This is a genomic window from Phycicoccus sp. Soil748 (genome assembly GCF_001428025.1).
Classification (GTDB): domain Bacteria; phylum Actinomycetota; class Actinomycetes; order Actinomycetales; family Dermatophilaceae; genus Pedococcus.
In genome coordinates this window covers 17,132-40,639 of sequence record NZ_LMSC01000006.1, presented here as the reverse complement: position 1 = coordinate 40,639, position 23,508 = coordinate 17,132, and the positions used below count along the sequence as shown (strand labels likewise).

Below are 23,508 nucleotides of genomic sequence, written 5' to 3'. Positions count from 1 at the left end.
CATCACCGCGACGACAACCCTGCGCGCGGCAGACCGCGCCGGGCGCAGGCTCAGGCTACGCCCGGCTGTGGTCAGCTCGCGAAGCGAACCGGCATGAGCACGTAGCGGTAGGAGGTGTCGGCCTCGCCGTCCTGCTCGGCCTGGCCCGAGAGCACGGCCGGCCGGGAGGGCTGGGTGAACGACAGCCGCGAGTACTCGGTGCCGACGGCGCCGAGGCCGTCGAGGAGGAACTGGGGGTTGAACGCGATCTCGATCTCGGGCCCGGTGAGGGTCGACTCGACGGCCTCGGACGCCTGGGCGTCGTCGCCGGTGCCGGCCTCGATCGCGACCTGGCCGTCGGTGAACCGCAGGCGCACCGGGGTGTTGCGCTCGGCCACCAGGGCCACGCGCTTGACCGCCTCGACCAGCTCGGAGGTCTTGATGACCGCCTCGGTGTCGACGCTGGTGGGGAAGATCGAGGTGACCTTGGGGTACTCGCCGTCGAGCAGCCGGGTCGTGGTGCGGCGCTGGCCGGCCTCGAAGCCGACGAGCCCGTCACCACCGGCCGACGAGCCGAGGGCGATCTCGATCGAGCCGGAGGCGCCGAGCGCCTTGGCGGTCTCGGACAGCGTGCGGGCCGGGACCAGCGCCAGGTGGGTGGCGTCGGTGGCGTTGGGGTTCCAGTTGAGCTCGCGCATCGCCAGGCGGTAGCGGTCGGTCGCGAGGAGGGTCATCGTGTCACCGTTGATCTCGACCCGGACGCCGGTGAGGATCGGCAGGGTGTCGCCGCGGTCGGCGGCGATGGAGACCTGGGCGACGGCCTGGGTGAACAGGGCACCGTCGACGTGGCCGGTCGCGGTGGGCGAGGTGGGCAGCGTGGGGTAGTCGTCGGCCGGCATCTGCATGAGGCTGAAGCGCGAGGACCCGCAGGTGACCGCGACCTTGTTGCCGTCGGTGGCGACGTCGACCGGCTTGTTGGGCAGGTTGCGGGAGATGTCGGCGAGCAGGCGACCCAGCACCAGGACGGTGCCGCCCTCGGCGACGTCGGCCGCGACGGTGATCTTGGCCGAGACCTCGTAGTCGAACGCCGACAGGGTCAGCGTGCCCTCCTCGTCGGCGACGATGAGCACTCCGGCCAGCACGGGAACCGGAGGACGTGCCGGCAGCCCACGGGCCACCCAGGTCACGGCGTCGGCGAGGACCTCACGTTCGACCCGGAACTTCACCGTCGTACCTGCCCTTCGCGTGCGGCCGTGCCGCGTCCTCGAACCCCACAAATGTGATTGCGGACTGACCCTAGTGCCCGGTGTGGGTGCGGCCAACCCGGATCGTCGGATTGCTCGGCCTGTCATTTCCTGTCATTCAGGCAGGGCTGTCGGCAGGGTTGGTCCTCGGGGCTGGATCCATGAGTTGAGAGGGGTAGTCATCGTTGTAGGGGGTGTGGATCCTGTGGACCACGCGCATCGGTGCAGGTCAGCGGACTCGGAGGGCTGTGCACGACGCGGGGAGGAGCCGTGGGAAGCGTCCCGTCGCGCTGTGGACGGCGCCTGGGCGCCCACAGGCGCTCCACACGACACGCCGAGCTCGTCCCCACCCTGACGGGGTGTCGTGCACGGGTTGTCCACAGGTTGTCCACGGGTGTGCAGAAAGATCATCCGTTCGAGGGATGGCGGTGGACGCGGCGCACATACCCACAGAGTTGTCCACAGGTGTGGACCACGGGGGTTGTGCGTCGATTGTCCGTATTCGTCGCCGGCCCGTGCCCCGCCGCGGACCCCGTCGTGCTGCGTACCGTCCGAATCTGCACCGGGCCGACACCGCGGCCGTCGAGTAACAGAGTGGTGAACGCGAACGCACAGCTGTGGATGGTCCTGTGGACAACGGCGTAGGGGGTCTGCGTCACGAGGACGCAAGGAGCCGGCGCCGACCAGCCGTCACCGGTCGTACCCCGTCGCGACTGACCACAGCCCGCGCCGGCGGTCAGCGGGACTGCTGCTTGATCCGGTTGGTGAGCTCGGTGACCTGGTTGTAGATCGCACGCCGCTCGGCCATGAGCTGGCGGATCTTCTTGTCGGCGTGCATCACCGTGGTGTGGTCACGGCCGCCGAACTGCTGGCCGATCTTCGGCAGCGACAGGTCGGTCAGCTCACGGCACAGGTACATCGCGATCTGGCGGGCCGTCACCAGCACCCGGGAGCGGGAGGTGCCGCAGAGGTCCTCGATGGTGAGGCCGAAGTACGCCGCCGTCTGCGCCATGATCGTCGCGCTGGTGATCTGGCTGCCCTGCTCGTTGGGGATGAGGTCCTTGAGCACGATCTCGGCCAGGCCCATGTCGACGCTCTGGCGGTTGAGGCTCGCGAAGGCCGTCACGCGGATGAGCGCGCCCTCGAGCTCGCGGATGTTGGTCGAGATGCGGCTCGCGATGAACTCCAGCACCTCGTCCGGGGCGCTCATCCGCTCCTGGATCGCCTTCTTGCGCAGGATGGCGATGCGGGTCTCGAGGTCGGGCGGCTGCACGTCGGTGAGCAGGCCCCACTCGAACCGGCTGCGCATCCGCTCCTCGAAGCCGGACAGCAGCTTGGGCGGCAGGTCACTGGTGATCACGACCTGCTTGTTGGCGTTGTGCAGGGTGTTGAACGTGTGGAAGAACTCCTCCTGCGTCTGCACCTTGCCCTGCAGGAACTGGATGTCGTCGATGAGCAGCACGTCGACGTCGCGGTAGCGGCGCTGGAAGTTGCTCGCCTTGTCGTCGCGGATGCTGTTGATGAAGTCGTTGGTGAACTCCTCGGAGTTCACGTAGCGCACCTTGACGTGCGGGTACAGGTTGCGCGCGTAGTGCCCGATCGCGTGCAGCAGGTGGGTCTTGCCCAGTCCGGACTCGCCGTAGACGAACAGGGGGTTGTACGCCTTGGCCGGCGCCTCGGCGACCGCGACCGCAGCCGCGTGGGCGAACCGGTTGCTGGCCCCGATGACGAAGGTGTCGAAGGTGTACTTCGGGTTCAGCCTGGTGGCCGACTCGTCGGTGATGCTCGGGACCTCGTCGCGCGGACGTCGCTGCGGGGGCGCGGTCGGGGGCTGCGCCAGGTGGGGGGCGGGGACCGTGCCCGAGTGGTTCGACGAGTGGCCGCCCGGGTGGTCGGACGAGTGGTTGACGGGCGCCGGCCCGTCGCGGTCGACCGAGAAGGCGGTGTCGTCGAAGGCGTGGCCGCCGGTGCCGCGGGGCTCCTCGACGAGGCCGACCGTGTCCTCGGCGTAGTGGTCCTCGTCGAGCGACGGGTCGACCGACACGGCGAGGTGGACGGGCTCGCCGAGCTGGCTGGACAGCGCCCGGGTCACGGCGTCGCGCACCCGCTGCTCGACGACGTCCTTGGTGTAGTCGTTGGGCACCTTGACCAGGGCGGTGCCGTCAAGGAGACCGGAGAGGCGGGCCAGGGCGAGGAAGGCGCGTTCACGCGCGGGGAGCCCGTCGGCGTCGAGGGTGGAGATGGTGTTCTGCCAGATCTGAGCAAAGTCCAGATCGGCATCACTCACTGGTCCCACATCCCTTTCGACGGTGTCCGCGGTCGCTGCCCTGTCGCAGGGTCATGGTGCCTTGTCCACACACTTATCCACAACCTGTGGGTATGGGAATGGGACGAGGGTGGACGCTAACAAGGCGAGGTGCCGTGGAGCAAGCCAAACCCCGAAAATCGGGTCCCGAACTGCCAAATGTTTCGCATCGGGCGGCGTGTCCGGCGTGCGGGCGCCGCGAGGCGGTGCTAGTGGAGGGTATCGCGCCTGCCTGCGCCACGGGCCCCCCGCTGGTTTGACCCTGTGGATGGCGCTCGCGTACCGTGGAGCAGGCCTGTCGGCCGTTTTCGCATGCCCGTGAATCCCCCGGATGCCACCTCGGTGGCCCCGGTCGCGGGTTTCCGATTGCGGCTGGGGGGCCGCAGACCAGCACTCAGCAGGCGCCCGCCTGACCAGTAACGGAGATCCCTCGTGAGCAAGCGTACTTTCCAGCCGAACAACCGCCGCCGGGCCAAGACCCACGGCTTCCGCCTGCGGATGCGTACCCGTGCGGGTCGCGCCATCCTCTCGGCTCGTCGCGCCAAGGGCCGCTCCGAGCTCTCCGCCTGAGGCGAACCCAGTGCTGCCCGCGGGGCACCGGCTCCGTGCGAGCTCGGACTTCGCGGCGGCCCTGAGGGGACCCAGGGGAGCCCGAGCAGGCTCCACGCTGATCGTGGTCCACGCCGGCCAGACCGACGCGCGTGCGGGACTCCCGCCGCGGGTCGGTTTTGTCGTCTCCAAGCGGGTGGGCAACGCCGTGGTGCGCAACCGCACGAAGCGCCGCCTGCGGGCCCTGGTCGCGGCGAGGATCGCCCAGGTGCCGGACGGGGTCGACGTCGTCGTGCGGACCAACCCCACCGCGGCGTCGGCCACCTCGGCCGAGCTGGCCATCGAGCTGGACCGCCTCCTGCCGCGGGTGACCGCCAAGGTGAGCGCCCTTGCAGCTGCAGCTCAGCCCTCCACCGTCCCGGTGAGGCAGCCGTGAGCGCGGTGGGGCGGGTGGTCACCGCCCCGGTCATCGGCGCGATCGTGCTCTACCAGCGCTTCGTGTCCCCGATGCGGCCCCCGACCTGCCGTTACTACCCGTCCTGCTCGGCGTATGCCGTGACCGCCCTGCGCCGCTTCGGTCCCGTCAAGGGAACCTGGCTGGCACTGAAGCGGTTGGGCAGGTGTCATCCCTGGACCCCGGGCGGCGTGGACCACGTCCCGGAGCGCACTCCGCACAGCACCTCCGACAGCACGACCAGGGCGACCCCACAGACCCATCCCGCACCGCCCGCCCCGGCCGCCCACCAGCGGTAGGGCCACCTCCCTCCCGGCCGCTCGGCGTACGCCGAGCAACCGGAACCACCGGTGAGGCGTCGCCCCGACGTCGCGCCACCAGATTGAGGACAGCATGAGCTTCAGTGACCTGATCTACCCGTTCGAATGGATCGTCTCGTGGATCCTGTGGGGATGGCACTCCCTGTTCACCGCGATCGGGATCCCCGGAGCGTCCGGTGTCGCGTGGGTGCTGTCCATCATCGGCCTCGTCGTCGTCATGCGGGCAGCGATGATCCCGCTGTTCGTCAAGCAGATCCACGCCTCGAGGCGGATGCAGCTCATCCAGCCGGAGATGCAGAAGATCCAGGCCAAGTACAAGGGCAAGACCGACCCCGACTCCCGTCAGGCCATGACGCAGGAGACGATGGACCTGTACAAGCGGACCGGGACCAACCCGTTCAGCTCGTGCCTGCCGATCCTGCTGCAGTCGCCGTTCTTCTTCGGCCTCTTCCGCGTGCTCAACGGCCTGCAGAAGATCGCCTCCGGGGAGACGCCGCCGATCGGCCCGATCACACGGACGCTGGCCGGCCAGGCCGAGCAGTCCACGCTCTTCGGGGCGCAGCTGTCCGACAAGTTCATGGGCGCGGACACCCTGACCACCAAGATCGTCACGGTCCTGCTCATCGTCCTGATGTCCGCCAGCACGTTCACCACCCAGCGCCAGCTGATGATGAAGAACATGCCGGCGTCGGCGCTCGACAACCCGTTCGCCAAGCAGCAGAAGATGCTGCTCTACCTGATGCCCCTGTTCTTCGCGATCTCCGGCGTCAACTTCCCCATCGGTGTCCTGCTCTACTGGCTCACCACCAACGTGTGGTCCATGTGCCAGCAGTTCTACGTGATCCGCCGCATGCCGGCGCCCGGCTCGCCGGCGGAGAAGGCCATGCAGCAGCGCCGGGCCAAGCGCGGGAAGCCGGTCCAGGAGTTCACGGTCAAGGGACTGGACAAGAGCGACAAGTCGGACACTGAGGAAGCACCCAAGCCCACAGGCCAGCGTCAGCAGCCCACCCGCAACAAGAAGAAGAAGGGCGGCCAGGCCAAGCCGCGGACGAGCACTTCCGGCTCGACCACCTCGCGCCCGGCCACCGAGACCACGTCGACCACCGACAACTGACCGACAACTGAGAGCCATCACCATGACTGAGCAGCACCACACCGCCGTGGACGGCGACCAGATCGCCGACGCCGCCCCGACCAGCAGCGAGCCGCCGCCCGCCGCCACCGACGACACCCTCGTCTCCGAGACGGTGGACAACACCGAGGAGGACGCCGCAGCCACGGAGCCGATGGGCGCCGAGACCCTCGACGCCGACGCCGAGGACCTCGACACGGACCTCGCCACGGACGGCGACGAGGCAGGGGCCGACGCTCCCCGCGAGGGAGCCGTGCGCCGGCGACCGGCCAAGACCGCCGACCTCGAGCGCGAGGGCGAGGTGGCGGCCGACTTCCTGGAGACGCTGCTGGACATCGCCGACCTCGACGGCGACATCGACGTGGACGTGGACGGCGATCGTGCTGCCGTGTCCATCGTCGACTCCGAGGAGGGCCGGGTGCCCCGTCGCCTCGTGGGCCAGGACGGCAAGGTGCTCGACGCGCTGCAGGAGCTCACCCGGCTCGCTGTGCAGTCGGCGACCGGTGAGCGCTCCCGCCTGATGCTGGATGTCGCGGGTCACCGCGCCGAGCGTCGCGCGTCCCTGGTCACCATCGCGCAGAAGGCCATTGCCGATGTGCGCGCCACGGGTGAGAAGGCCTCGTTGGAGCCGATGACCGCTTTCGAGCGCAAGGTCGTGCACGACGAGGTGCTGGCCGCCGGCCTCTCCTCAGAGTCCGACGGCGTGGAGCCGCGTCGCTTCGTCGTGGTGCTGCCCGCCTGACCTGTTTCACGTGAAACGGCACCTGCTGGTGCCAGCCCGAAGGGCGCAGGACCACTGGTCCTGCGCCCTTCGTCATATCGCTCGTCAGGGCGGTCGTCGTCGGGTACAGCGCCGTGCCTACGAGGCCCTAGGCTGATCTCCCGCAGACGCCGGCGCAGAGCGCGTGACGGTGACCGACCCCCGAGGTGGCCATGACCCTCCCCGCCGACGGCCCCGACGCCGGCAGCCCTGACGCCGGCAGCCCCATCACCCAGACTCCCGTACCGGCACCCGTGGCCCCGTCGGCCGCAGCCGCGGTCTTCGGTGCGCGACTGGGACTGGGCGAGCGGTTCTCCGAGATCCTGGCCGACACGGGGGTCTCGCACGGGCTGATCGGTCCGCGCGAGGTACCCATCCTGTGGGAGCGCCACATCCTGAACTGTGCCGTGGCACAGGACTCCTTCCCCCATGGCGCCGCGGTCGTCGACGTCGGCTCGGGAGCCGGGCTTCCGGGTCTCGCCCTCGCCATTGCCCGACCAGACCTCGAGCTCCACCTCGTCGAACCCATGCTGCGCCGCACCACGTGGCTCAGCGACACCATCGCGGAGCTGGGACTGGACAACTGCACGGTGCACCGGGGCCGGGCCGAGGAGTTCGACGGGGTGCTGCGGCTGCCCTGGGCGACTGCCCGCGCGGTGGCTCGCATCGACAAGCTGGCCCGCTGGACGTTCCCCCTCCTGACTGAGGGCGGCACCTTGGTGGCCCTCAAGGGATGCAGCGCGCAGGCGGAGCTCGATGCGGCGACGGCGGTGCTGCGGCGACTGGGGATGACCGGCGCGACCGTCCGCCAGCACGGAGCCGACCTCCTCGAGGTGGCCACGCTGACCCTGGAGATCACCGTGGGCGCAGGAGTGGGCCGTCAGAAGAAGGACCGGCGGAAGCGACGCTGACCACCGCCCAGCAGCAGTCGGGTTCGCCCGCTCCGGCGTGCTCACCGGTTTGTGACGGATGGTCCGCGTAGGGTTGGATGATGCCCATGGCCAACGAGGTGACCGCGTGACTTCCGCCCCGCTGGAGATCCATCCGGGGCTGGGGTGGCCCCGTCGCCCCGGCACCACCGAGGCACCGGTGGGATGGCCCGGCCCCGAACCGGTAGCGGAGACCGTTTCACGTGAAACTGCGCCTGACGGAGACACTGACGACAGCCACGACGGCGACGGCGACGACCGCGATGCTCACGATGGTCACAGCATCGACGTCGACGCCGCGGCTGATGCGCTCGCTGCGGTCGTTTCACGTGAAACGGAGGAGCGCGAGGAGCTCGCTTCGTCCCTGCCGACTGCAGACCATGACACTCCCTTGGCTCGCGCCGTGGCGGAGGACGCGCGGAAGCGCATCGCCCTGACCGGTCGGGTCTTCCCCAAGCCGACGGCGACGCGGGTGCTCACCGTGGCCAACCAGAAGGGTGGCGTGGGCAAGACGACCACCACGGTGAACGTGGCAGCGGCGCTGGCCCAAGCCGGTCTCACCGTGCTGGTCATCGACATCGACCCGCAGGGAAACGCCAGCACTGCCCTGGGGATCGACCACCACGCGGAGGTGCCGAGCATCTACGACGTGCTCGTGGACGGCACCCCCATGGCGGACGTGGTGCAGGAGTGTCCGGACATCCCCGGGCTGTGGTGCGCCCCGGCGACGATCGACCTGGCCGGCGCGGAGATCGAGCTGGTGTCGTTGGTGGCTCGTGAGACGCGGCTACAGCGCGCGATCACGGCCTACCTGCAGCACACGGCGACGTCCGACGTGCCGGCCCCCGACTACGTGCTGGTCGACTGCCCCCCGAGCCTGGGCCTGCTCACCGTCAACGCCTTCGTCGCGGCGCAGGAGGTGTTCATCCCCATCCAGTGCGAGTACTACGCGCTGGAGGGCCTCTCACAGCTCCTGAAGAACATCGAGCTGATCCGCAACCACCTCAACCCGACGTTGCACGTGTCCACCATCCTGCTCACGATGTACGACGGTCGCACCCGCCTGTCGGCGCAGGTCGCCGAGGAGGTGCGCAACCACTTCCCCGAGCAGGTGCTGCGCAACACCGTCCCTCGCTCGGTGCGCATCTCCGAGGCGCCGAGCCACGGCCAGACCGTGATGACCTACGACCCGAACTCCAGCGGCGCCCTGTCCTACCTCGGTGCCGCCGCAGAGCTCGCCGACCGTGGCGTCGCGCCTGCAGGCGCCTGAACAGCCCAGCCTTCCCCACCACCGACCACGCAGAGACGAGAAGGACGACCACATGAGCGAGAAGCGCCGCGCCCTCGGCCGGGGCCTGGGTGCCCTCATCCCCAACGCCCCCACCTCTGCGTCGGGTCGCCCGGTGGACGTGTTCTTCCCAGACCAGCGCATTCAGCCCGCTACGCCAGAGCCGCCAGCTGACACCGATGGCAGCGCCGACGGCACCGCCGACATCCCCGCTGACGGCACCGGCGAGACCCAGGTGGTTCCCGCAGCAGACGCTGTCACCGCGGGCGGCGCGGACGGCGCGAATGCCGCCGTCGACGCCGGCGGGTCCAACGATGACGAAGCCGCCTCGGATCGCGAGGAGCTCGCCCCGGTCCCCGGTGCGTCGTACGGCGACCTGCCGATCTTGTCGATCCGGCCCAACCCGAAGCAGCCCCGGGCCGTGTTCGACGAGGACGACATGGCCGAGTTGGTGCACTCGATCCGCGAGATCGGGGTGCTTCAGCCGATCGTGGTGCGCCCCATTCCCGCAGGTCAGGGGCCTGATGACCTCGACAGTGCGCCCGAAGGCGTGCGCTACGAGCTCATCATGGGTGAGCGTCGGTGGCGCGCCTCGCAGGAGGCGGGCAAGTCGACGATCCCCGCGATCGTCAAGGAGACCGACGACGACGACCTCCTCCGTGACGCCCTCCTGGAGAACCTCCACCGCAGCCAGCTCAACGCGCTCGAGGAGGCCGCGGCCTACCAGCAGCTGCTCGAGGACTTCGGCTGCACGCACGACGAGCTCGCCGGCCGCATCGGCCGGTCGCGTCCGCAGATCTCCAACACTCTGCGACTGCTCAAGCTCCCGCCGCTGGTGGCCCGTCGCGTCGCAGCCGGCGTCCTGTCAGCCGGTCACGCGCGGGCCCTGCTGTCCCTCGAGGACGGGGCGGCCATGGAGCGCCTGGCCCAGCGGATCGTGGCAGAGGGGCTCTCGGTGCGCAGCGTCGAGGAGATCGTCGCGCTCGGCGAGGACCAGGAGCGCCCGGCACCGCGGCGGCCCCGGGCCGGCAACCGCCACCCGCAGCTGGACGACCTGGCCGCTCGGCTCTCGGACCGCTTCGACACCCGCGTCAACATCGCCCTGGGCCAGCGCAAGGGCAAGCTCACGGTGGAGTTCGCCTCGGTCGAGGACCTCAACCGCATCGTCGACCTGCTGGGCGTCGACCGCAGCGCCTGACCCGACGTTTCCCGTGAAACATCGGGCTCCGTGACGCTGCGGCGTCAGTCAGCGCGGTCGGGACCACCAGCCACGAGGGCTCAGCTCACATGCTGGAAACCGTTGCGCCGCACGGTGATTCGGACGCCAGTAGTGACGGCACGCCTGCCTCCGGGAGGGGACGGAAGCCCCATGCGACAGCGGCTCAGGAGTGGGCAGCCTCAGGAGTGCGCAGCGAGGTAGGCCCGCAGGTCACCGAGCTGCAGGACGCCGGTCGTGGCCGTGTCGTCGTCGCCGAGGTAGAGGCGCTGCAGGCTGACCAGGACGGCCTCGGCGATGGTGTCGCGGAAGGCGGGGTCGGCCAGGCGCGCGGCGTCCTCGGGGTGGGAGAGGTACCCGGCCTCGATGCGCACGGCGGGCATCGTGGTCTGCTGGAGCAGAGCCCAGGACCGTCCGTGCGAGCGGCAGTTGGCCAGTCCGGTGCGGGCGACGATCTCGCGCAGCACGAGGTCGGCCAGGTGCTCGCCGATCGCCGACCACGAGGTCCGGCGGTCGCGGCCGAAGAAGAAGGTGGCGACACCGCTGGCGTCGGCGGCGTCGTGGGAGTCGCAGTGCAGCGAGAGCAGCAGGTCGGCGCCGGCGCCGTTGGCGGTGGCTGCCCGCTCCTCCTCGCTGGGGCTCCCGTGCGGGGTGCGGGTGTAGACCACCGCGACACCGATGGCGGTGAGCCGCCCCTCGATCCTCCGGGCGAGGTCCATGACCAGGTCGGACTCGACCAGCCCGTGGGCGGCGGCACCGCTGTCGCTGCCGCCGTGACCGGGGTCGAGCACGACGGTGCGGCCGCTGAGGTTGTGGCCGGCGCGGCGTACGCGCTCACGCTCGCGCAGCACCGTCGACGAGCCACCCGACACCGAGCGGCGCAGGTCCTCGAACGCGCGCAGCGTCTCGGGGCCCACCGACCCGTCCCCGGGCAGGCCGTAGGCGCGCTGGAAGCCGCGCACCGCCCGCTCGGTCTCCGGGCCGAAGCGCCCGTCGGCGCGGCCGGCGGCGAAGCCGAGGGTGTTGAGCCGCTCCTGGAGGCTGGCGACGTCCTCGCCGCGCTGCAGGTGGCCCGGGGTGTGCACGAGGATGCGGTCACCGAGGGTCCAGCGGGCCCCGTCGATGGCACCGAAGGTCTCGACGCCGACGACCCCGTCGACGATGAGGCCCTTGTGCTGCTGGAAGGCGCGCACCGCACGCTCGAGCGCCACGTCGTACACCTCGTGCGGGTTGTCCACAGCGTCGTCCACAGGGGCGTCGAGCAGTCCGCGCAGCTCTGGCAGGTCGTCCGAGGCGAGGGCAGCCAGGCGCGTGCGCACGTCGAGGACGGCGGCGCCGCGGCTGCCGAGGCCGAGCAGACCGTTCTTGCTGTCGGACACGCAGCCTCCAAGGGGGACAGGGACGTTCGTGCAGGTCAGGGGGTTCTCACGCGGCGGCCCTGCGCGCGTGCAGAGGACGAGCCTAGGTCAGGCTCCCCGGTTCATCCAACCGCAGCACGTCAGGTGGATGGGGGTGGCCCAGCGCTCATACGTGCGTGCCGGCCGCCCCGAGGGACGACCGGCACGCACGGCATGGACAAGTCGGTCAGCCGAGGTAGTCGGCCAGCTCGCGGACGAGCTTGGGCTTGGGCATCGCGCCGACGAGGGTCTTGACGACCTCACCGTTGACGTAGACGTTGAGCGTCGGGATGCCGGTGATGCCGTAGCGCGAGCTCACCTGGACGTTCTCGTCGGTGTTGAGCTTGACGATGTCGATCTTGTCCGCGTGCGCGGCGGCGAGCTCCTCCAGGACGGGGGCGACCGCACGGCACGGGCCGCACCAGGGCGCCCAGAAGTCGACGAGGACGGGCTTGTCGTTCTTGAGGACGTCCGCCTCGAAGGTGGCGTCCGTGGTGTCCTTGATGGCTCCCACTCGGGGGCTCCTTTCGGTGGTGCTGCTGGTTGAGGTGGTGCTGGGGAAGTGGTGCGGTGAAGTGGGTGCTGCCAGCGTGGCAGCGGGGCTGACAGGGCTCAGTAGATGCCGGCAGGCTCCTGCAGCGGTGCCGCGTCCTCGAACGGCGCCCCGGCCGCCTCGAGGTCGGCGAGGAACCGCTCGGCGTCCAGCGCCGCGGCACAGCCGGAGCCGGCCGCGGTGATGGCCTGGCGGTAGGTGTGGTCGACCAGGTCGCCGGCGGCGAAGACACCGGCCAGGTTGGTGAGGGTGCTGCGGCCCTGGACGAGCACGTAGCCCTCGTCGTCGAGGTCGACAACACCCTTGACCAGCTCGTTGCGCGGGTCGTGGCCGATGGCGACGAACAGTCCCGTGACGGGCAGCTCGCGGGTCTCGCCGGTGACCGTGTCGCGCAGCGTGACGCCGGTGAGCTTGTCCTCGCCGTGGATGGCGTCGACGGCGGAGTTCCAGGCGAAGCGGATCTTGTCGTTGGACAGGGCGCGCTCGGCCATGATCTTGGAGGCGCGCAGCTCGTCGCGGCGGTGGACGATGGTCACGGTCCGGGCGAACTTGGTGAGGAACGTGGCCTCCTCGACGGCGGAGTCGCCGCCCCCGACGACCACGATGTCCTGGTCGCGGAAGAAGAAGCCGTCACAGGTCGCACACCAGCTCACGCCGTGCCCGGAGAGGCGCTTCTCGTCGGGGAGCCCGAGCTCGCGGTAGGCCGAGCCCATCGCGAGGATGACCGCGCGGGCGCGGTAGGTGTTGCCCTCGGCGTCGACCACGGTCTTGACGTCGCCCGCGAGGTCGACCGACTCGACGTCGTCGGTGATGATCTCGGCGCCGAACCGCTCGGCCTGCGCACGCATGTTGTCCATGAGGTCGGGCCCCATGATGCCGTCGCGGAAGCCGGGGAAGTTCTCGACCTCGGTGGTGTTCATCAGCGCGCCACCAGCGGTGACGGCGCCCTCGAAGAGCAGCGGCTGGAGGTTGGCCCGGGCGGCGTACACGGCAGCGGTGTACCCGGCCGGCCCGGAGCCGATGATGATCAGACTGCGGATGTCGGCAGGTGCGGTGGTGCTCACGCGGCTACAGCCCCTTGTGGTCGGGAAGGCGGTGCACCGCTACATACGGTGCTGATGTCTGCAACCGATCGTAGGGCCTGGATGTTCCGGACCGGCGTGCGGCAGGCCGGTGCGGGTCAGCGGATCGGCACGGGGCCGGCGAGGGCCCGGGCGTGCGTGGCGTCGCACCAGGTGGGTACGGCGTAGACGTCCTGCCCGGTGTCGCTGCTGACCACGACGACGACGGCCCTGCCGCCGTCGTACGTCGCCACGTCGCCGACGGCCGGCATCCACGCGGGGACCCCCATCGCGGTGAGGCACTCGCGCAGGCCCTCCGCGTCCTGGGCACCGGACGCGGGGCCGGTCATCGAGCTCGACGACGACCCGTCGAACGGCCCGAGCATCGTGGTGCGGGCCTGCTCCGCGAGGTGCGAGGCCGTGTACCCCGTGCCGGTGGCCAGCATGGTGACCTGCCCGACGGGGCTGCTCGCCCGACCGCCCGAGCCGGCGGTGCCGGAGGATCCGGGCACGGGCGGGGTGAAGGAGGCGATGGGCGGCTGGAGCTCCTGTGCCGAGCTCGCCGCCCCCGCGGAGTCGTTGGAGGAGCGGCTGAGGGAGGCCATGACGTCCTGCGGCCCCGCGCCGAGCAGGGCGGGGACGCCGACGGCGAGACCCGCGACCGCTGCGGCGACCAGGCCGTAGCGCTGCCATCCGGGCAGGGGACGGTGCAGGGGGACCACGGTCGCGTCACCGCGCTCGCGGGCCGCCTGCTCCGCGGCGATCGAGGCGTTGATGCGGTCGACGAGGTCGGCGGGCATCGGACCGGGGTCGCCCAGGCCGGCCAGCAGGGCGCGGACGCCCGTGGGGTCGTCCAGGTCGGGGTCGCGCCCGGGGTCGTCGGGTCCTCGAGGCGGCACGGCCGGGGTGCTCACCACGACAACCTCCTCGGCGGGACGGGGGATGAGGACGGGGCCGGCCGGTGGGCTCGGCGGTGGCTCCATGGGTAGGACGTCACGGCTGCCCCGATCGTTCCCGCAGCATCGCCGCGAGAGCCTCTCGGCCGCGGCTGCACCGCGACTTCACGGTGCCCTCCGCCACGTCGAGCACCGCCGCCGCCTCGGCGACCGACAGGCCGTGCATGTCGACCAGGACGAGGGCGAGGCGCTGGCCCTCCGGCAGCCGGTCGAGCGCCTCCCGCACGTCGAGACGGGTGTCCACCGAGGAGTGCGCGTCCCGGCCGTCGGACAGCTCGCGCTCGGGCAGCTGGGAGGTCGGCTTGTCACGGCGCAGGCGGTCGAGGCAGGCGTTGACGACGATGCGGTGCAGCCAGGTCGTCACCGCGGCCTCACCGCGGTAGGAGCCGGCGCGGCGGAACGCCGAGATGAAGGCGTCCTGGACGCAGTCGGAGGCGAGCTCGCGGTTGCCGGTGGTGCGCAGGGCCACCGCCCACATGCGGTCGCGGTGGCGCCGGAAGAGCTCGCCGAACGCATCGGGGTCGCCCTCGACGTGCAGCCTGACGAGCTCGCGGTCGTCACGCTCCTGCAGTGGCCGGGGGTTCATGGGTGTGCCGCCTGCTCGCCGCGGACGGCTAGCGGACGGTGACCTCGGCCAGCGTGGCGCGGAACCGGCCGTCGGACACCTTCGACACCGAGGTGAACCAGACGAACACGTACTGGCCGTCGACCGGCTTGTCGGCCTTGAGCGAGATCTCCCCCTTCTTGCCCTGCGAGGTGCCGATGACGGTGGTGTTGTCGCGGGTGCGGTCCTGGCCGACGAACACGGTGACGTCCGAGACGTCGGGCAGGACCAGGTCGACCTCCGAGATCTTGTGGACCTGGCCGAGGTCGACGCGGACACCCACCCCCTTCTTCAGGCCGCCGAGGTTGGCGCTGGCGTAGCCCTCGGAGCTCCAGAACGTGTCGGGCTTGCCGTCGAAGACCCGCGGCGCCTCGCTGTTGCGCTCCGCGTTGTCACCCTCGGGGTCGAAGCCGGTGGCGCTGAGGATCGCGAAGGGCTCCCCGGCGCTGCCGCTGGAGCTCGGCGAGCTGGTGCCGGAGCTCGGGGCCACGGTGGCCGTGGGCGCCGTGACGGTCACCGTGTTGCGGGGGGTGTTGGTGCCGAGGCCGAAGTTGGACTTCGAGCCGATCCGGGAGGCACCCCAGAAGCCGAACACGGTGACGATCACGAGGAACGCCGCCATGATCGCCAGCACGATCTTGGACTGGTCGCGGGTCGGGGCCTCGGCCGTCTCCGGCGGCAGCATCGGCAGCGGCGGGTCGAGCGGGTCGGCGCCGTCGACGAACGCCTCGTCGAGGCTGATCCGGTGCTGCTCGGCGCGGCGCTCGGCGGCCTCGCGGGCGGCGCGGCGCTCGGCGGCCTTGTCGGCGGCCGCCTTCGCGAACGACCCGACGCGGTGGGCTGCGGCCCCCGCGGCGTGGCCGGCGGCGTGCCCTGCGGCACCTATGGCCGTCCCGACGGCGGCTGCCGTGGCGGCGGCACCAGCGCCCGCACCGCCCTCGGCGTGCTCCTCGCCCGGCTGTGCCGTGCCCGGGGTGGGGTGACCGGGACCCGGGGCCCCGCCCGGGGCGGGGACCACCTGGGTGGCCTGGTCGTACGGTGCGCCCGCACCCGCCGCTGCACCTGCTGCTGCCGTGGAGGGGGATGCCTGGCTGTCACCTCGGTCGGGTCGCAGCCCGCTGCGCTCGAGGCCGGCGACGGGAAGCGCCACCGTGCGGGCGAGGCCGTCGTCGGCCTCCCGCGGTGCGCTGCCCCCGAGCCCGACGACCTGGGTCGGGGCCCAGGGCGCGATCTGGGCGGCGAAGTCGCCCGGGGTGAGCGGGCCCTGGTCGTCGTTGAGCGTGAGGCGGCACAGCGCGTCGAGGTCACCCGGGACGCCGGCCGCGATCTCCGACGGGGCGGGGACCCCACCGACCACGTGCGGGGCCTGCTCCAGGCCGGGTACGGCGCCGGGCAGGGGCCAGCGGCTGGTCAGGGCGGCATACGTGATGGCGACGACGCCCACGGCGTCGAGCCGGGCGGCCTCGGCGGAGGGGACGTCCTCCTCGGAGGCCATCGCGGCGGCGGTCGCGACGCCGCGCACCTTGATGGTGCCGTCGGACGCGCGCAGGACCGAGTGGGGGGTCAGGCGCAGGTGGTGCAGCCCGCGCGCCCGAGCGGCCTCGAGGCCGGTGGCGGACTCTCCGGCGATGCGGCGCGCCTCCTCGGCGGGCAGCCCGCCCTGCTCGAGGACCTGGGCGAGGGTGTGGGCCTCGGGGATGGCCTCCTCGACGAAGAACGAGATGCCCTCGGAGCGGCCGACGTCCAGGACCCGCACGAGGCGGTGGTTGTCGAGGCCGGCTGCACGGCGTGCGGCGTCGAGCGTCGCGGCGGCGTGGCCCTCGTCCTCACCGAAGCAGACCACGACGACGTCGCGCTCGAGGGTGAGGTCGTGCGCGGACCACCGCTCGGCCCTCGGCAGCTGCTCGAGCCGGCGCTGCACGGCATACCGGCCGCCCAGCACCGTCGAAGGCCCAACCCCGTGCACACTGCCTCCTGGTGAGTCGCCGCTGCGCTGCGCTGTCATCCTAGGGTCTGGCCTCAGGCCGGGCGACGACGCAGCCGTCGCGTCACGGGGTCCAGCAGCTGCCCGACCTCCTCGACGCGCAGGGCGTGGGCCACCCCGAGGGCGACGGCCACGAAGACCGCGCCGCCGAGGGCGAGCTCGACCGCGGCGCCCGACCAGCGCTCGGCCTCGACGCCCAGGCGGCCGAGCAGCCAGAGCAGGACGAGGGTCGGCACGGCCGCGACGAGGGAGGCCACGGCGAGCCGCACGTAGACGCGCACGGCCGGGGACAGGTGCAGGGAGCCCAGCCGGCGGCGCAGCAGGGCGAACCCCACCAGCGCGGCGACGAGGTTGCTCACGGTCTGCCCCAGGCCGACGATGACGCCGGCGCGCCCCGGGGCCGCGAGCAGGGCCGTGAGGTTGACGGCCGAGGCGACGACGGTCACGAGCACCTGGAGGCGGAACGGCGTCTTCGCGTCCTCGTAGGCGTAGAAGACGCGCTGCACGAGGTAGAGCCAGCCGAAGGGCACGAGCCCGGTCATCATCGCGACCATGACACCGGCGATGGCCAGGGTCTGCTCGTGGGAGTTGCCGGGGAAGGCCACCCGCGCGACCTGGGGGCCGAGCACGGTCACGGCCACGGTGGCGGGCAGGAGCAGGACGGCCGGCATCCGCAGGCCGCGCCCGAGGTCGGAGACGACCTCCGCGTCGTCGCCGCGGTGCGCCGACTGCGACAGCCGCGTGAACAGGGCGGTGACGAGGCTGACGGTGAACAGCGAGTGGGGGAGCATGAAGAGCAGGAAGGCGAAGCCGTAGGCCGCGATGCCGGCCCCGACCTCGTGGCGCTCGTCGAGCAGGTCTCCCGCGCGGGTCATCACCTTGGACGTCACGATGAACCCGAGCTGGCTCACGGCGACGGCGGCGAACGTCCACACCGCGACGCGCGAGGCGGAACCGAGGCCGACGCCACGGAAGCCCCACACGGGCCGGTACCGGAACCCGATCCTGCGCAGCGGCAGCCACAGCGCCACGGCCTGGGCCACCACGCCGAGGGTGGCCGTGCCGGCGAGCAGCCAGACCATGGACGGGGTCCAGTCCGCGACCGGGATGTTCTTGGCGTGGGCCAGGCGGAAGAAGACGAGCCCGACGATGGCGACGAGGTTGGCCAGCACCGGGGCCCACATGTAGGCCGCGAACTTGCCGCGCGCGTTGAGGACCTGGCCGAGCAGCGTGTAGAGCCCGTAGAAGAAGACCTGGGGCAGGCAGATGAGCGCGAAGGCGGTGGCAAGCCCGAGGGCGGTCGAGCTCCAGTTCTGGGAGAACAGCCGCACCAGCAGCGGGGCGGCGGCGGTGACGACCAGGGTCGCGCCGAGCAGCAGGGCCAGCGACAGGGTGATGAGGCGGTTGACGAACCGGTCGCCGCCGTCGGCGTGGGTCGAGGCCTTGGTGATCTGCGGGACCAGGACGGCGTTGAGCACCCCGCCCGCGAGCAGCAGGTAGAACTGGTTGGGCAGGGTGTTGGCCACCTGGAACGTGTCGGCGGCGAGGCCGATGCCGACCGCCGAGGCGAGCAGCGCGGCCCGGGCGAACCCGAGCAGGCGCGACACGATCGTGCCGGCCGCCATCACTGCGCTGGACCGGGCGAGGCTGCCCTCGGGGGCCTCGGCTTCGTGCTCGGCCCTCCCCTCCGGCGCGGTGTCGCTCATCCGGAAGCCTCCACGGGGTGGGTGTCGGGGGTGGGGTGGTCGTCGCGGCCCGGCCGGCGCCGGACGGTGCGCACGATACCGAGGGCCAGGACGAGCGCCGCGAGGCCACCCAGCGCGGCGTACACCCAGTTGCCGGTGGGGGTCACGCGCACCATCACGTCGGCGCCCTGCCCGACCACGGTGCCGTCGGGGGTGGTCAGGGTGGTGCGCAGCGGCACGAGGCCGGCGGCCAGGGCGGTGACGCTGACACTGACGGTGGCCCGGCTGTGCGGGCCGATGCGCAGCACCGAGGGCTGGCTGTCGATGCGCAGGCGTGGGTTGGACGCCTCCACGGTGAGCTTGACGTTCTCCACCGGCAGGTCGAGGTCGTTGGTGACGGTGATCTGGAGGCGGCCGGAGTCGGCGAGGAAGTTGATGGTGCCGGCACTGACCTTCACGGCGGTCGTCGTCTGGCGCGCGGCGGTGGTCACGCGGCCGCTGAGGGTGTTCCAGGCGGTGGGGGCCGAGCGCCACCGGGTCGAGGCGAGCTGCTCGGCGGCACGGGTCCACGTGCGGGCGAAGAGGTCGCCGTCGTCGCGGATCTGGGCGACGCCGCGCACGGTGCGCAACGTGCGCTCGAGGTCGCTGATGCGCGTGGCGGTGAGCACCGGCCGCGTGGCACCCTCCGCGGGCGTGGTGGGCCGGGTGACGGGGGCGGCCTGTGTGGGGGCGGTACGGCGCGCCGCCTCCAGCTCCGCCTCGGTGGAGGTGGGGGACAGCCACGGGATCGCGGACACGGTCGCGAGGAACCGCTTGGCCGTGGCGGGATCGGGGTTGAACGACCGCGGTGCGGTGACGAAAACGGCCCGGCCCGAGGTGCCGGGGAGCTCGTTGAGCAGGGCCGCCGACTCCGCGACGAACTGCTGGGTGCTCAGCAGGCCCTCCTGCGCGGAGCGCGTGTGCCCGAGCAACGTGCTCAGGGAGTCGTCGTAGGCGAGCAGCGGAAGGCCGGTGGTGCTGCGCTGGGCCGCTCCCGGCGTCTGGCCGGCGAGCCCCTGCGGCAGGGCGCTGGTGGAGGCCACCTGGGCGGCCAGCGCAGGCACCCGGAACAGCCGGCGCAGCCCGGTCTCCGCCCGCACGGTGTAGGTGCCGTCGGCGGGCCAGGCGATGTCGGCGCGGCCGTGCAGCTGCTCGGCCACGTCGGCGGAGCGCTCGATGAGCGACTCGAAGAGGCCCTCGGCACTGCCCTGGCCGGCAACGGCACCGAGGTCTGCGTCGGTGTCGGGCAGCACCCACGGCGTGTGCTGCGCCGACGCCGAGGTGATCCGCAGCTCGGTGGCGGTGCGCAGGGCGTTCTCCCGGGTGCCGGTGGCCCCCACGTCGGACGGGGCGGGCAGCAGGCTCGGGGTGAGCGACGGGTCCACGGCCCAGGTCACCGCGGCGTCCTGGGTGGCGTCCAGCACCCGGCTCAGCCGGGACGAGGGCTCGAGGGCCGAGCCCCAGGCCGTCTCACGGGCGACGCCGGTGGCACCGAAGAGGTCGGGGTCGGGGTCGAGGGTCAACGGGACCGCGAACGCCACCGACATCGGCTGGTACTGCTTGATCCGCTGGTAGCCGGCGAACGTGCGCACCGCGGCGGTCCCCGACTCCACGCTCAGGGGCAGCGCGCCGTACGTCGCCTCGGTGCGCAGCGCGGCGAGACCGGTGACCTTGACCCGGAACGCCGCCGACGTGCCCGGCGCGACGGTGCCGGCCAGCCGCGCCTGGCCGACGACCGAGCCCTGCGCCGGGCCGGTGGAGGCCGCCCAGTCGCGGACGGCCTGGCGGGCGTTGGGGGCGGCGGGGTAGGAGCCGGCGACGATGCGCACGAGGGGTCGGCTCAGCGCCCTGGTCCCGTCGTTGCGGATGGTCCCGCTCACGGTCAGCGTGTCGCCCGGGGTGACGACGGCAGGGCTCAGGCCGGTGAGCTGCAGGGTGGTGCCGGCGGCGTCGGCGGCAGGGCGGATCTCCGGCACCGCGGCTGCCGCACCGCCGGTGGGCGCCGGGTCGGCCGACGCCCCCGGGACCGAGCCGGTCGCGGAGCCGGCCGCGAGAGCGGGCAGCACGAGCACTGCCGCGGCGAGCACGCGGCATACGGGGGACCGGGCCATCACCCGTCTCCGGCCAGACGGTGCCAGGCCTGTCGGGCGATGCGGCGCTCGTTGGGGAAGGTGAGGTGCTCATGGGCCTCGCGCAGGGGCAGCCAGGCGACGTCGATGGCCTCGTGGTCGGGGTCGTTGTCGATGGTGAGCCGGCCCCCGGTGGCCTCGAGGAGGTAGTGGTGGACGAACTTGTGCACGCGGTGGTCGTGGGTGGCGAACCAGTAGTCGATGGTGCCGAGCTCGGTGAGCACGCGGCCCTCGATACCGGTCTCCTCGGCGACCTCCCGCGCGGCGGTCTCGGGCAGGGTCTCCGAACCCTCCCGGTGGCCCTTGGGCAGGCACCACTCGACGCGGCCGGCCCGGTTGCGGCGGGCGATGACGGCGATCCGCGCGACCCCGTCGTGGATGTCGACGACGATGCCCCCGGCGGAGCGCTCCTCCACCGCGGGCAGCCTCGGGCGGCTGGGAACCAGCCGCTCGGGGTCACGCGCAGGGGAGCTCACCCGGCCACTCTAACGAGCGCCTAGGCTTGTCCCTCGTGTCCACCGCTGATCCCCGCGAGCCGCAGGCCGACCCCGCACCGGCCCTGCTGCCCGAGCTCATGCGACAGGCCACCGCCCACCTCGCGCCGGTCGTCCCGCTGCTCACCGAGCTCGGCGGCCTCTTCGCCGCGGCCGGCCACGAGCTCGCCCTGGTCGGCGGCCCGGTGCGCGACGCGTTCCTCGGCCGCACCTCCCCGGACCTCGACTTCACGACCAGCGCGACCCCCGACGAGACGCAGGCCATCCTGCGGCCCTGGGCGGACGCGCACTGGGACATCGGCCGCGAGTTCGGCACGATCGGCGCCCGGCGCGGCGAGCACACCGTCGAGGTCACGACCTACCGGGCCGACGCCTACGACGGCGAGACGCGCAAGCCCGTGGTCGCCTTCGGCGACAACCTCGAGGACGACCTCGTCCGCCGCGACTTCACCGTCAACGCGATGGCGCTGCGGCTGCCGTCGATGGAGTTCGTCGACCCGTATGCCGGGCTGGCCGACCTCGCCGCCCGACGGCTGCGGACCCCGGGAGCGCCGGAGCTGTCGTTCGGTGACGACCCGCTGCGGATGATGCGCGCCTGCCGGTTCACCGCGCAGCTCGGCGTCGAGGTGGCGCCGGAGGTGCGCGCCGCGATGGTGCAGATGGCCGGCTCGATCGGGATCCTCTCGGCCGAGCGGGTGCGTGACGAGCTGACCAAGCTGCTGCTCGCCCCCGCGCCGCGCCCCGGCCTGCGGCTGCTCGTGGACACCGGGCTGGCCGACCACGTGCTGCCCGAGCTGCCCGCCCTGCGGCTCGAGATCGACGAGCACCACCGGCACAAGGACGTCTACGAGCACTCGCTCACCGTGCTCGACCAGGCCATCGCCCTCGAGGGCCCGGCCGGCGGCCCGCCGGAGTCGGTGCCGGGGCCGGACCTGTGGCTGCGCCTGGCCGCCCTGCTGCACGACATCGGCAAGCCCGCGACGCGGCGGTTCGAGGACGGCGGAGGCGTCTCCTTCCACCACCACGAGGTCGTCGGCGCCAAGCTGGCGTCCAAGCGCCTCAAGGCACTGCGCTTCGACAAGGAGACGGTCAAGGCCGTCGCCCGGCTCACCGAGCTGCACCTGCGGTTCCACGGGTACGGCGACGGGCAGTGGACCGACTCGGCCGTACGTCGCTACATCACCGACGCCGGACCCCTGCTTCCCCGGCTGCACCGCCTGACCCGGTCGGACTCCACGACCCGCAACGCGAGGAAGGCGGCGCGGCTATCAGCCACGTACGACGCCCTCGAGGTGCGCATCGGGGCGCTGCAGGAGGCCGAGGAGCTGGCCAGGGTGCGTCCCGAGCTCAACGGCAACGAGATCGCCGAGGTCCTCGGCATCCGCCCCGGACCCGTCCTGGGGCGCGCCTACTCCTTCCTGTTGGAGGTCCGGCTGGACCAGGGCCCCATCGGCCGTGAGGCCGCCGAGGCCGCGCTGCGGCAGTGGTGGGCGCAGCAGCCCGAGTCGGCCGCGGCCGGCGACGCGTGAGGGTCTTCGGGGGGAGGCCCACGGTCCTGGGCCACCGGGGGCTCGGCCGCGACACCGTCGACGGGCACGCGGAGAACTCGCTCGGGTCGATCGTCGCCGCCGCCGGCAGCGGGCTGCGCTGGGTGGAGCTGGACGTGCGGCGGACCGGTGACGACGAGCTGGTCGTCGGGCACCACCCGACGGTCGGTGACGCCGAGTTCGTCGCCGACCTCACCCTCGACCGCGCACGTGAGCTCGGTGCGGTGACGCTGGCCGAGGTCCTCGACGCGCTCCCCGAGGGCACCGGGGTCAACCTCGACCTCAAGACCTCCTTGGAGGACGCGGTCCGCCCGCCGTCCTCGACCACCGCGGCCCTGCTCGCACCCGTGGTCGCCGCCGAGGTGGCGCGCCGGCCGCTGCTCGTGTCGTCGTTCGACCCCGCGGCCCTGCTCGTCCTGCACGAGGTGGCCCCCGACGTGCCGCGGGCGCTGCTGACCTGGATCGGGTTCCCGCTGCGCAAGGCCATCCCCGCGGCGGCCCACCTCGGCGTCGACGGTGTCGCCGCCCACTGGTCCTCCTTCGGGCCCAACCCCATGGACCACTCGCCGACGTTCCGCTCCGCGGAGTACGCGGTGCAGGTGGCCCACGACGCGGGTCTCGAGGTGGTCGCGTGGTGCCCGGACGCGCAGGTGGCCACCGAGCTGGTGGGGGCCGGCGTCGACGCGGTGGTCGTGGACGACGTGCCGGCCACGCTGGCGGCGCTGCAGGGTGTCGCCGACTGAGGTTCCCGGTCTGACCGGTCTGTCGAGGTTTCCCGGTTTGCCCACGTGTGGGAGCCTTGGCCCGGCCGTGTCGGCAGGGTGGGTGATGGGGAGTGCTCCCCATGGGAACCGGCCTGCGCCGCGCCTAGCCTTGCCGGAGC

21 protein-coding genes are annotated in these 23,508 nt (G+C 72.2%); 10 read left to right on the top strand and 11 right to left on the bottom strand.

The window, feature by feature from the left end; genetic code table 11:
* Positions 1 to 71 precede the first annotated feature (71 nt).
* Positions 72 to 1,205, bottom strand: a complete 1,134-nt coding sequence (gene dnaN / locus ASG70_RS05125) for a DNA polymerase III subunit beta (protein ID WP_056882796.1) — start codon at positions 1,203 to 1,205, stop codon at positions 72 to 74.
* Between the two features lie 754 nt (positions 1,206 to 1,959).
* Complete coding sequence (dnaA, locus tag ASG70_RS05120; RefSeq protein WP_056882795.1) at positions 1,960 to 3,510, bottom strand: chromosomal replication initiator protein DnaA; 1,551 nt, start codon at positions 3,508 to 3,510, stop codon at positions 1,960 to 1,962.
* 450 nt (positions 3,511 to 3,960) lie between these two features.
* Between dnaA and rpmH the strand changes: the two genes are divergently transcribed.
* The 8 genes from rpmH (at position 3,961) to ASG70_RS05080 (ending at position 10,158) form a co-directional block, all read left to right on the top strand.
* A complete protein-coding gene (rpmH, locus tag ASG70_RS05115) occupies positions 3,961 to 4,098 on the top strand; it encodes a 50S ribosomal protein L34 (RefSeq protein WP_056882794.1) in 138 nt (45 codons plus the stop codon).
* A gap of 10 nt (positions 4,099 to 4,108) precedes the next feature.
* Positions 4,109 to 4,513 carry a ribonuclease P protein component gene (rnpA, locus tag ASG70_RS05110; RefSeq protein ID WP_056882793.1) on the top strand — a complete coding sequence of 135 codons (405 nt, stop codon included), beginning with the start codon at positions 4,109 to 4,111 and terminating at the stop codon, positions 4,511 to 4,513.
* On the top strand, positions 4,510 to 4,830 hold the full coding sequence (gene yidD / locus ASG70_RS05105) for a membrane protein insertion efficiency factor YidD (protein ID WP_056882792.1): 321 nt from the start codon (positions 4,510 to 4,512) through the stop codon (positions 4,828 to 4,830). Before rnpA ends, yidD begins: the two co-directional genes overlap by 4 nt.
* 94 nt (positions 4,831 to 4,924) lie before the next feature.
* Positions 4,925 to 5,965, top strand: coding sequence for a membrane protein insertase YidC (yidC, locus tag ASG70_RS05100; protein ID WP_056882791.1), 1,041 nt, complete (start codon positions 4,925 to 4,927; stop codon positions 5,963 to 5,965).
* 22 nt (positions 5,966 to 5,987) lie between these two features.
* Positions 5,988 to 6,725: a protein jag gene (locus ASG70_RS05095; RefSeq protein WP_369818872.1), complete on the top strand. Its 738-nt coding sequence runs from the start codon at positions 5,988 to 5,990 to the stop codon at positions 6,723 to 6,725.
* 191 nt (positions 6,726 to 6,916) lie between these two features.
* The gene (rsmG, locus tag ASG70_RS05090) at positions 6,917 to 7,654 is read left to right on the top strand and encodes a 16S rRNA (guanine(527)-N(7))-methyltransferase RsmG (RefSeq protein ID WP_082590143.1); all 738 of its coding nucleotides are present in this window, start codon (positions 6,917 to 6,919) and stop codon (positions 7,652 to 7,654) included.
* Between the two features lie 178 nt (positions 7,655 to 7,832).
* Positions 7,833 to 8,942, top strand: coding sequence for a ParA family protein (locus ASG70_RS05085; RefSeq protein ID WP_369818884.1), 1,110 nt, complete (start codon positions 7,833 to 7,835; stop codon positions 8,940 to 8,942).
* Positions 8,943 to 8,994: 52 nt separating this feature from the next.
* On the top strand, positions 8,995 to 10,158 hold the full coding sequence (locus ASG70_RS05080; RefSeq protein WP_056882790.1) for a ParB/RepB/Spo0J family partition protein: 1,164 nt from the start codon (positions 8,995 to 8,997) through the stop codon (positions 10,156 to 10,158).
* A gap of 200 nt (positions 10,159 to 10,358) precedes the next feature.
* On the opposite strand, the gene ASG70_RS05075 is transcribed toward ASG70_RS05080, so the two are convergent.
* The 9 genes from ASG70_RS05075 to ASG70_RS05035 form a co-directional block, all read right to left on the bottom strand.
* Positions 10,359 to 11,555 carry an N-acetylmuramoyl-L-alanine amidase gene (locus ASG70_RS05075; RefSeq protein WP_200949200.1) on the bottom strand — a complete coding sequence of 399 codons (1,197 nt, stop codon included), beginning with the start codon at positions 11,553 to 11,555 and terminating at the stop codon, positions 10,359 to 10,361.
* 205 nt (positions 11,556 to 11,760) lie between these two features.
* On the bottom strand, positions 11,761 to 12,087 hold the full coding sequence (trxA, locus tag ASG70_RS05070) for a thioredoxin (protein WP_056882789.1): 327 nt from the start codon (positions 12,085 to 12,087) through the stop codon (positions 11,761 to 11,763).
* Between the two features lie 98 nt (positions 12,088 to 12,185).
* Positions 12,186 to 13,190, bottom strand: a complete 1,005-nt coding sequence (gene trxB, locus ASG70_RS05065; RefSeq protein ID WP_056882788.1) for a thioredoxin-disulfide reductase — start codon at positions 13,188 to 13,190, stop codon at positions 12,186 to 12,188.
* Positions 13,191 to 13,306: 116 nt separating this feature from the next.
* A complete protein-coding gene (locus ASG70_RS05060; protein WP_235531348.1) occupies positions 13,307 to 14,101 on the bottom strand; it encodes a hypothetical protein in 795 nt (264 codons plus the stop codon).
* Between the two features lie 79 nt (positions 14,102 to 14,180).
* Positions 14,181 to 14,729: an RNA polymerase sigma factor SigM gene (sigM, locus tag ASG70_RS05055; protein WP_056882786.1), complete on the bottom strand. Its 549-nt coding sequence runs from the start codon at positions 14,727 to 14,729 to the stop codon at positions 14,181 to 14,183.
* A gap of 28 nt (positions 14,730 to 14,757) precedes the next feature.
* Complete coding sequence (locus ASG70_RS05050; protein WP_156399828.1) at positions 14,758 to 16,713, bottom strand: protein kinase family protein; 1,956 nt, start codon at positions 16,711 to 16,713, stop codon at positions 14,758 to 14,760.
* A 53-nt stretch (positions 16,714 to 16,766) separates the two neighbouring features.
* On the bottom strand, positions 16,767 to 18,437 hold the full coding sequence (gene murJ, locus ASG70_RS05045) for a murein biosynthesis integral membrane protein MurJ (RefSeq protein ID WP_056882784.1): 1,671 nt from the start codon (positions 18,435 to 18,437) through the stop codon (positions 16,767 to 16,769).
* The gene (locus ASG70_RS05040; protein ID WP_056882783.1) at positions 18,434 to 20,542 is read right to left on the bottom strand and encodes a DUF6049 family protein; all 2,109 of its coding nucleotides are present in this window, start codon (positions 20,540 to 20,542) and stop codon (positions 18,434 to 18,436) included. Before ASG70_RS05040 ends, murJ begins: the two co-directional genes overlap by 4 nt.
* A gap of 23 nt (positions 20,543 to 20,565) precedes the next feature.
* The gene (locus ASG70_RS05035; protein WP_056882782.1) at positions 20,566 to 21,060 is read right to left on the bottom strand and encodes an NUDIX hydrolase; all 495 of its coding nucleotides are present in this window, start codon (positions 21,058 to 21,060) and stop codon (positions 20,566 to 20,568) included.
* A gap of 98 nt (positions 21,061 to 21,158) precedes the next feature.
* On the opposite strand from ASG70_RS05035, the gene ASG70_RS05030 reads away from it, so the two are divergent.
* A complete protein-coding gene (locus ASG70_RS05030) occupies positions 21,159 to 22,607 on the top strand; it encodes a CCA tRNA nucleotidyltransferase (RefSeq protein ID WP_056883213.1) in 1,449 nt (482 codons plus the stop codon).
* On the top strand, positions 22,604 to 23,368 hold the full coding sequence (locus ASG70_RS05025; RefSeq protein ID WP_056883212.1) for a glycerophosphodiester phosphodiesterase: 765 nt from the start codon (positions 22,604 to 22,606) through the stop codon (positions 23,366 to 23,368). Before ASG70_RS05030 ends, ASG70_RS05025 begins: the two co-directional genes overlap by 4 nt.
* Positions 23,369 to 23,508: the final 140 nt, after the last annotated feature.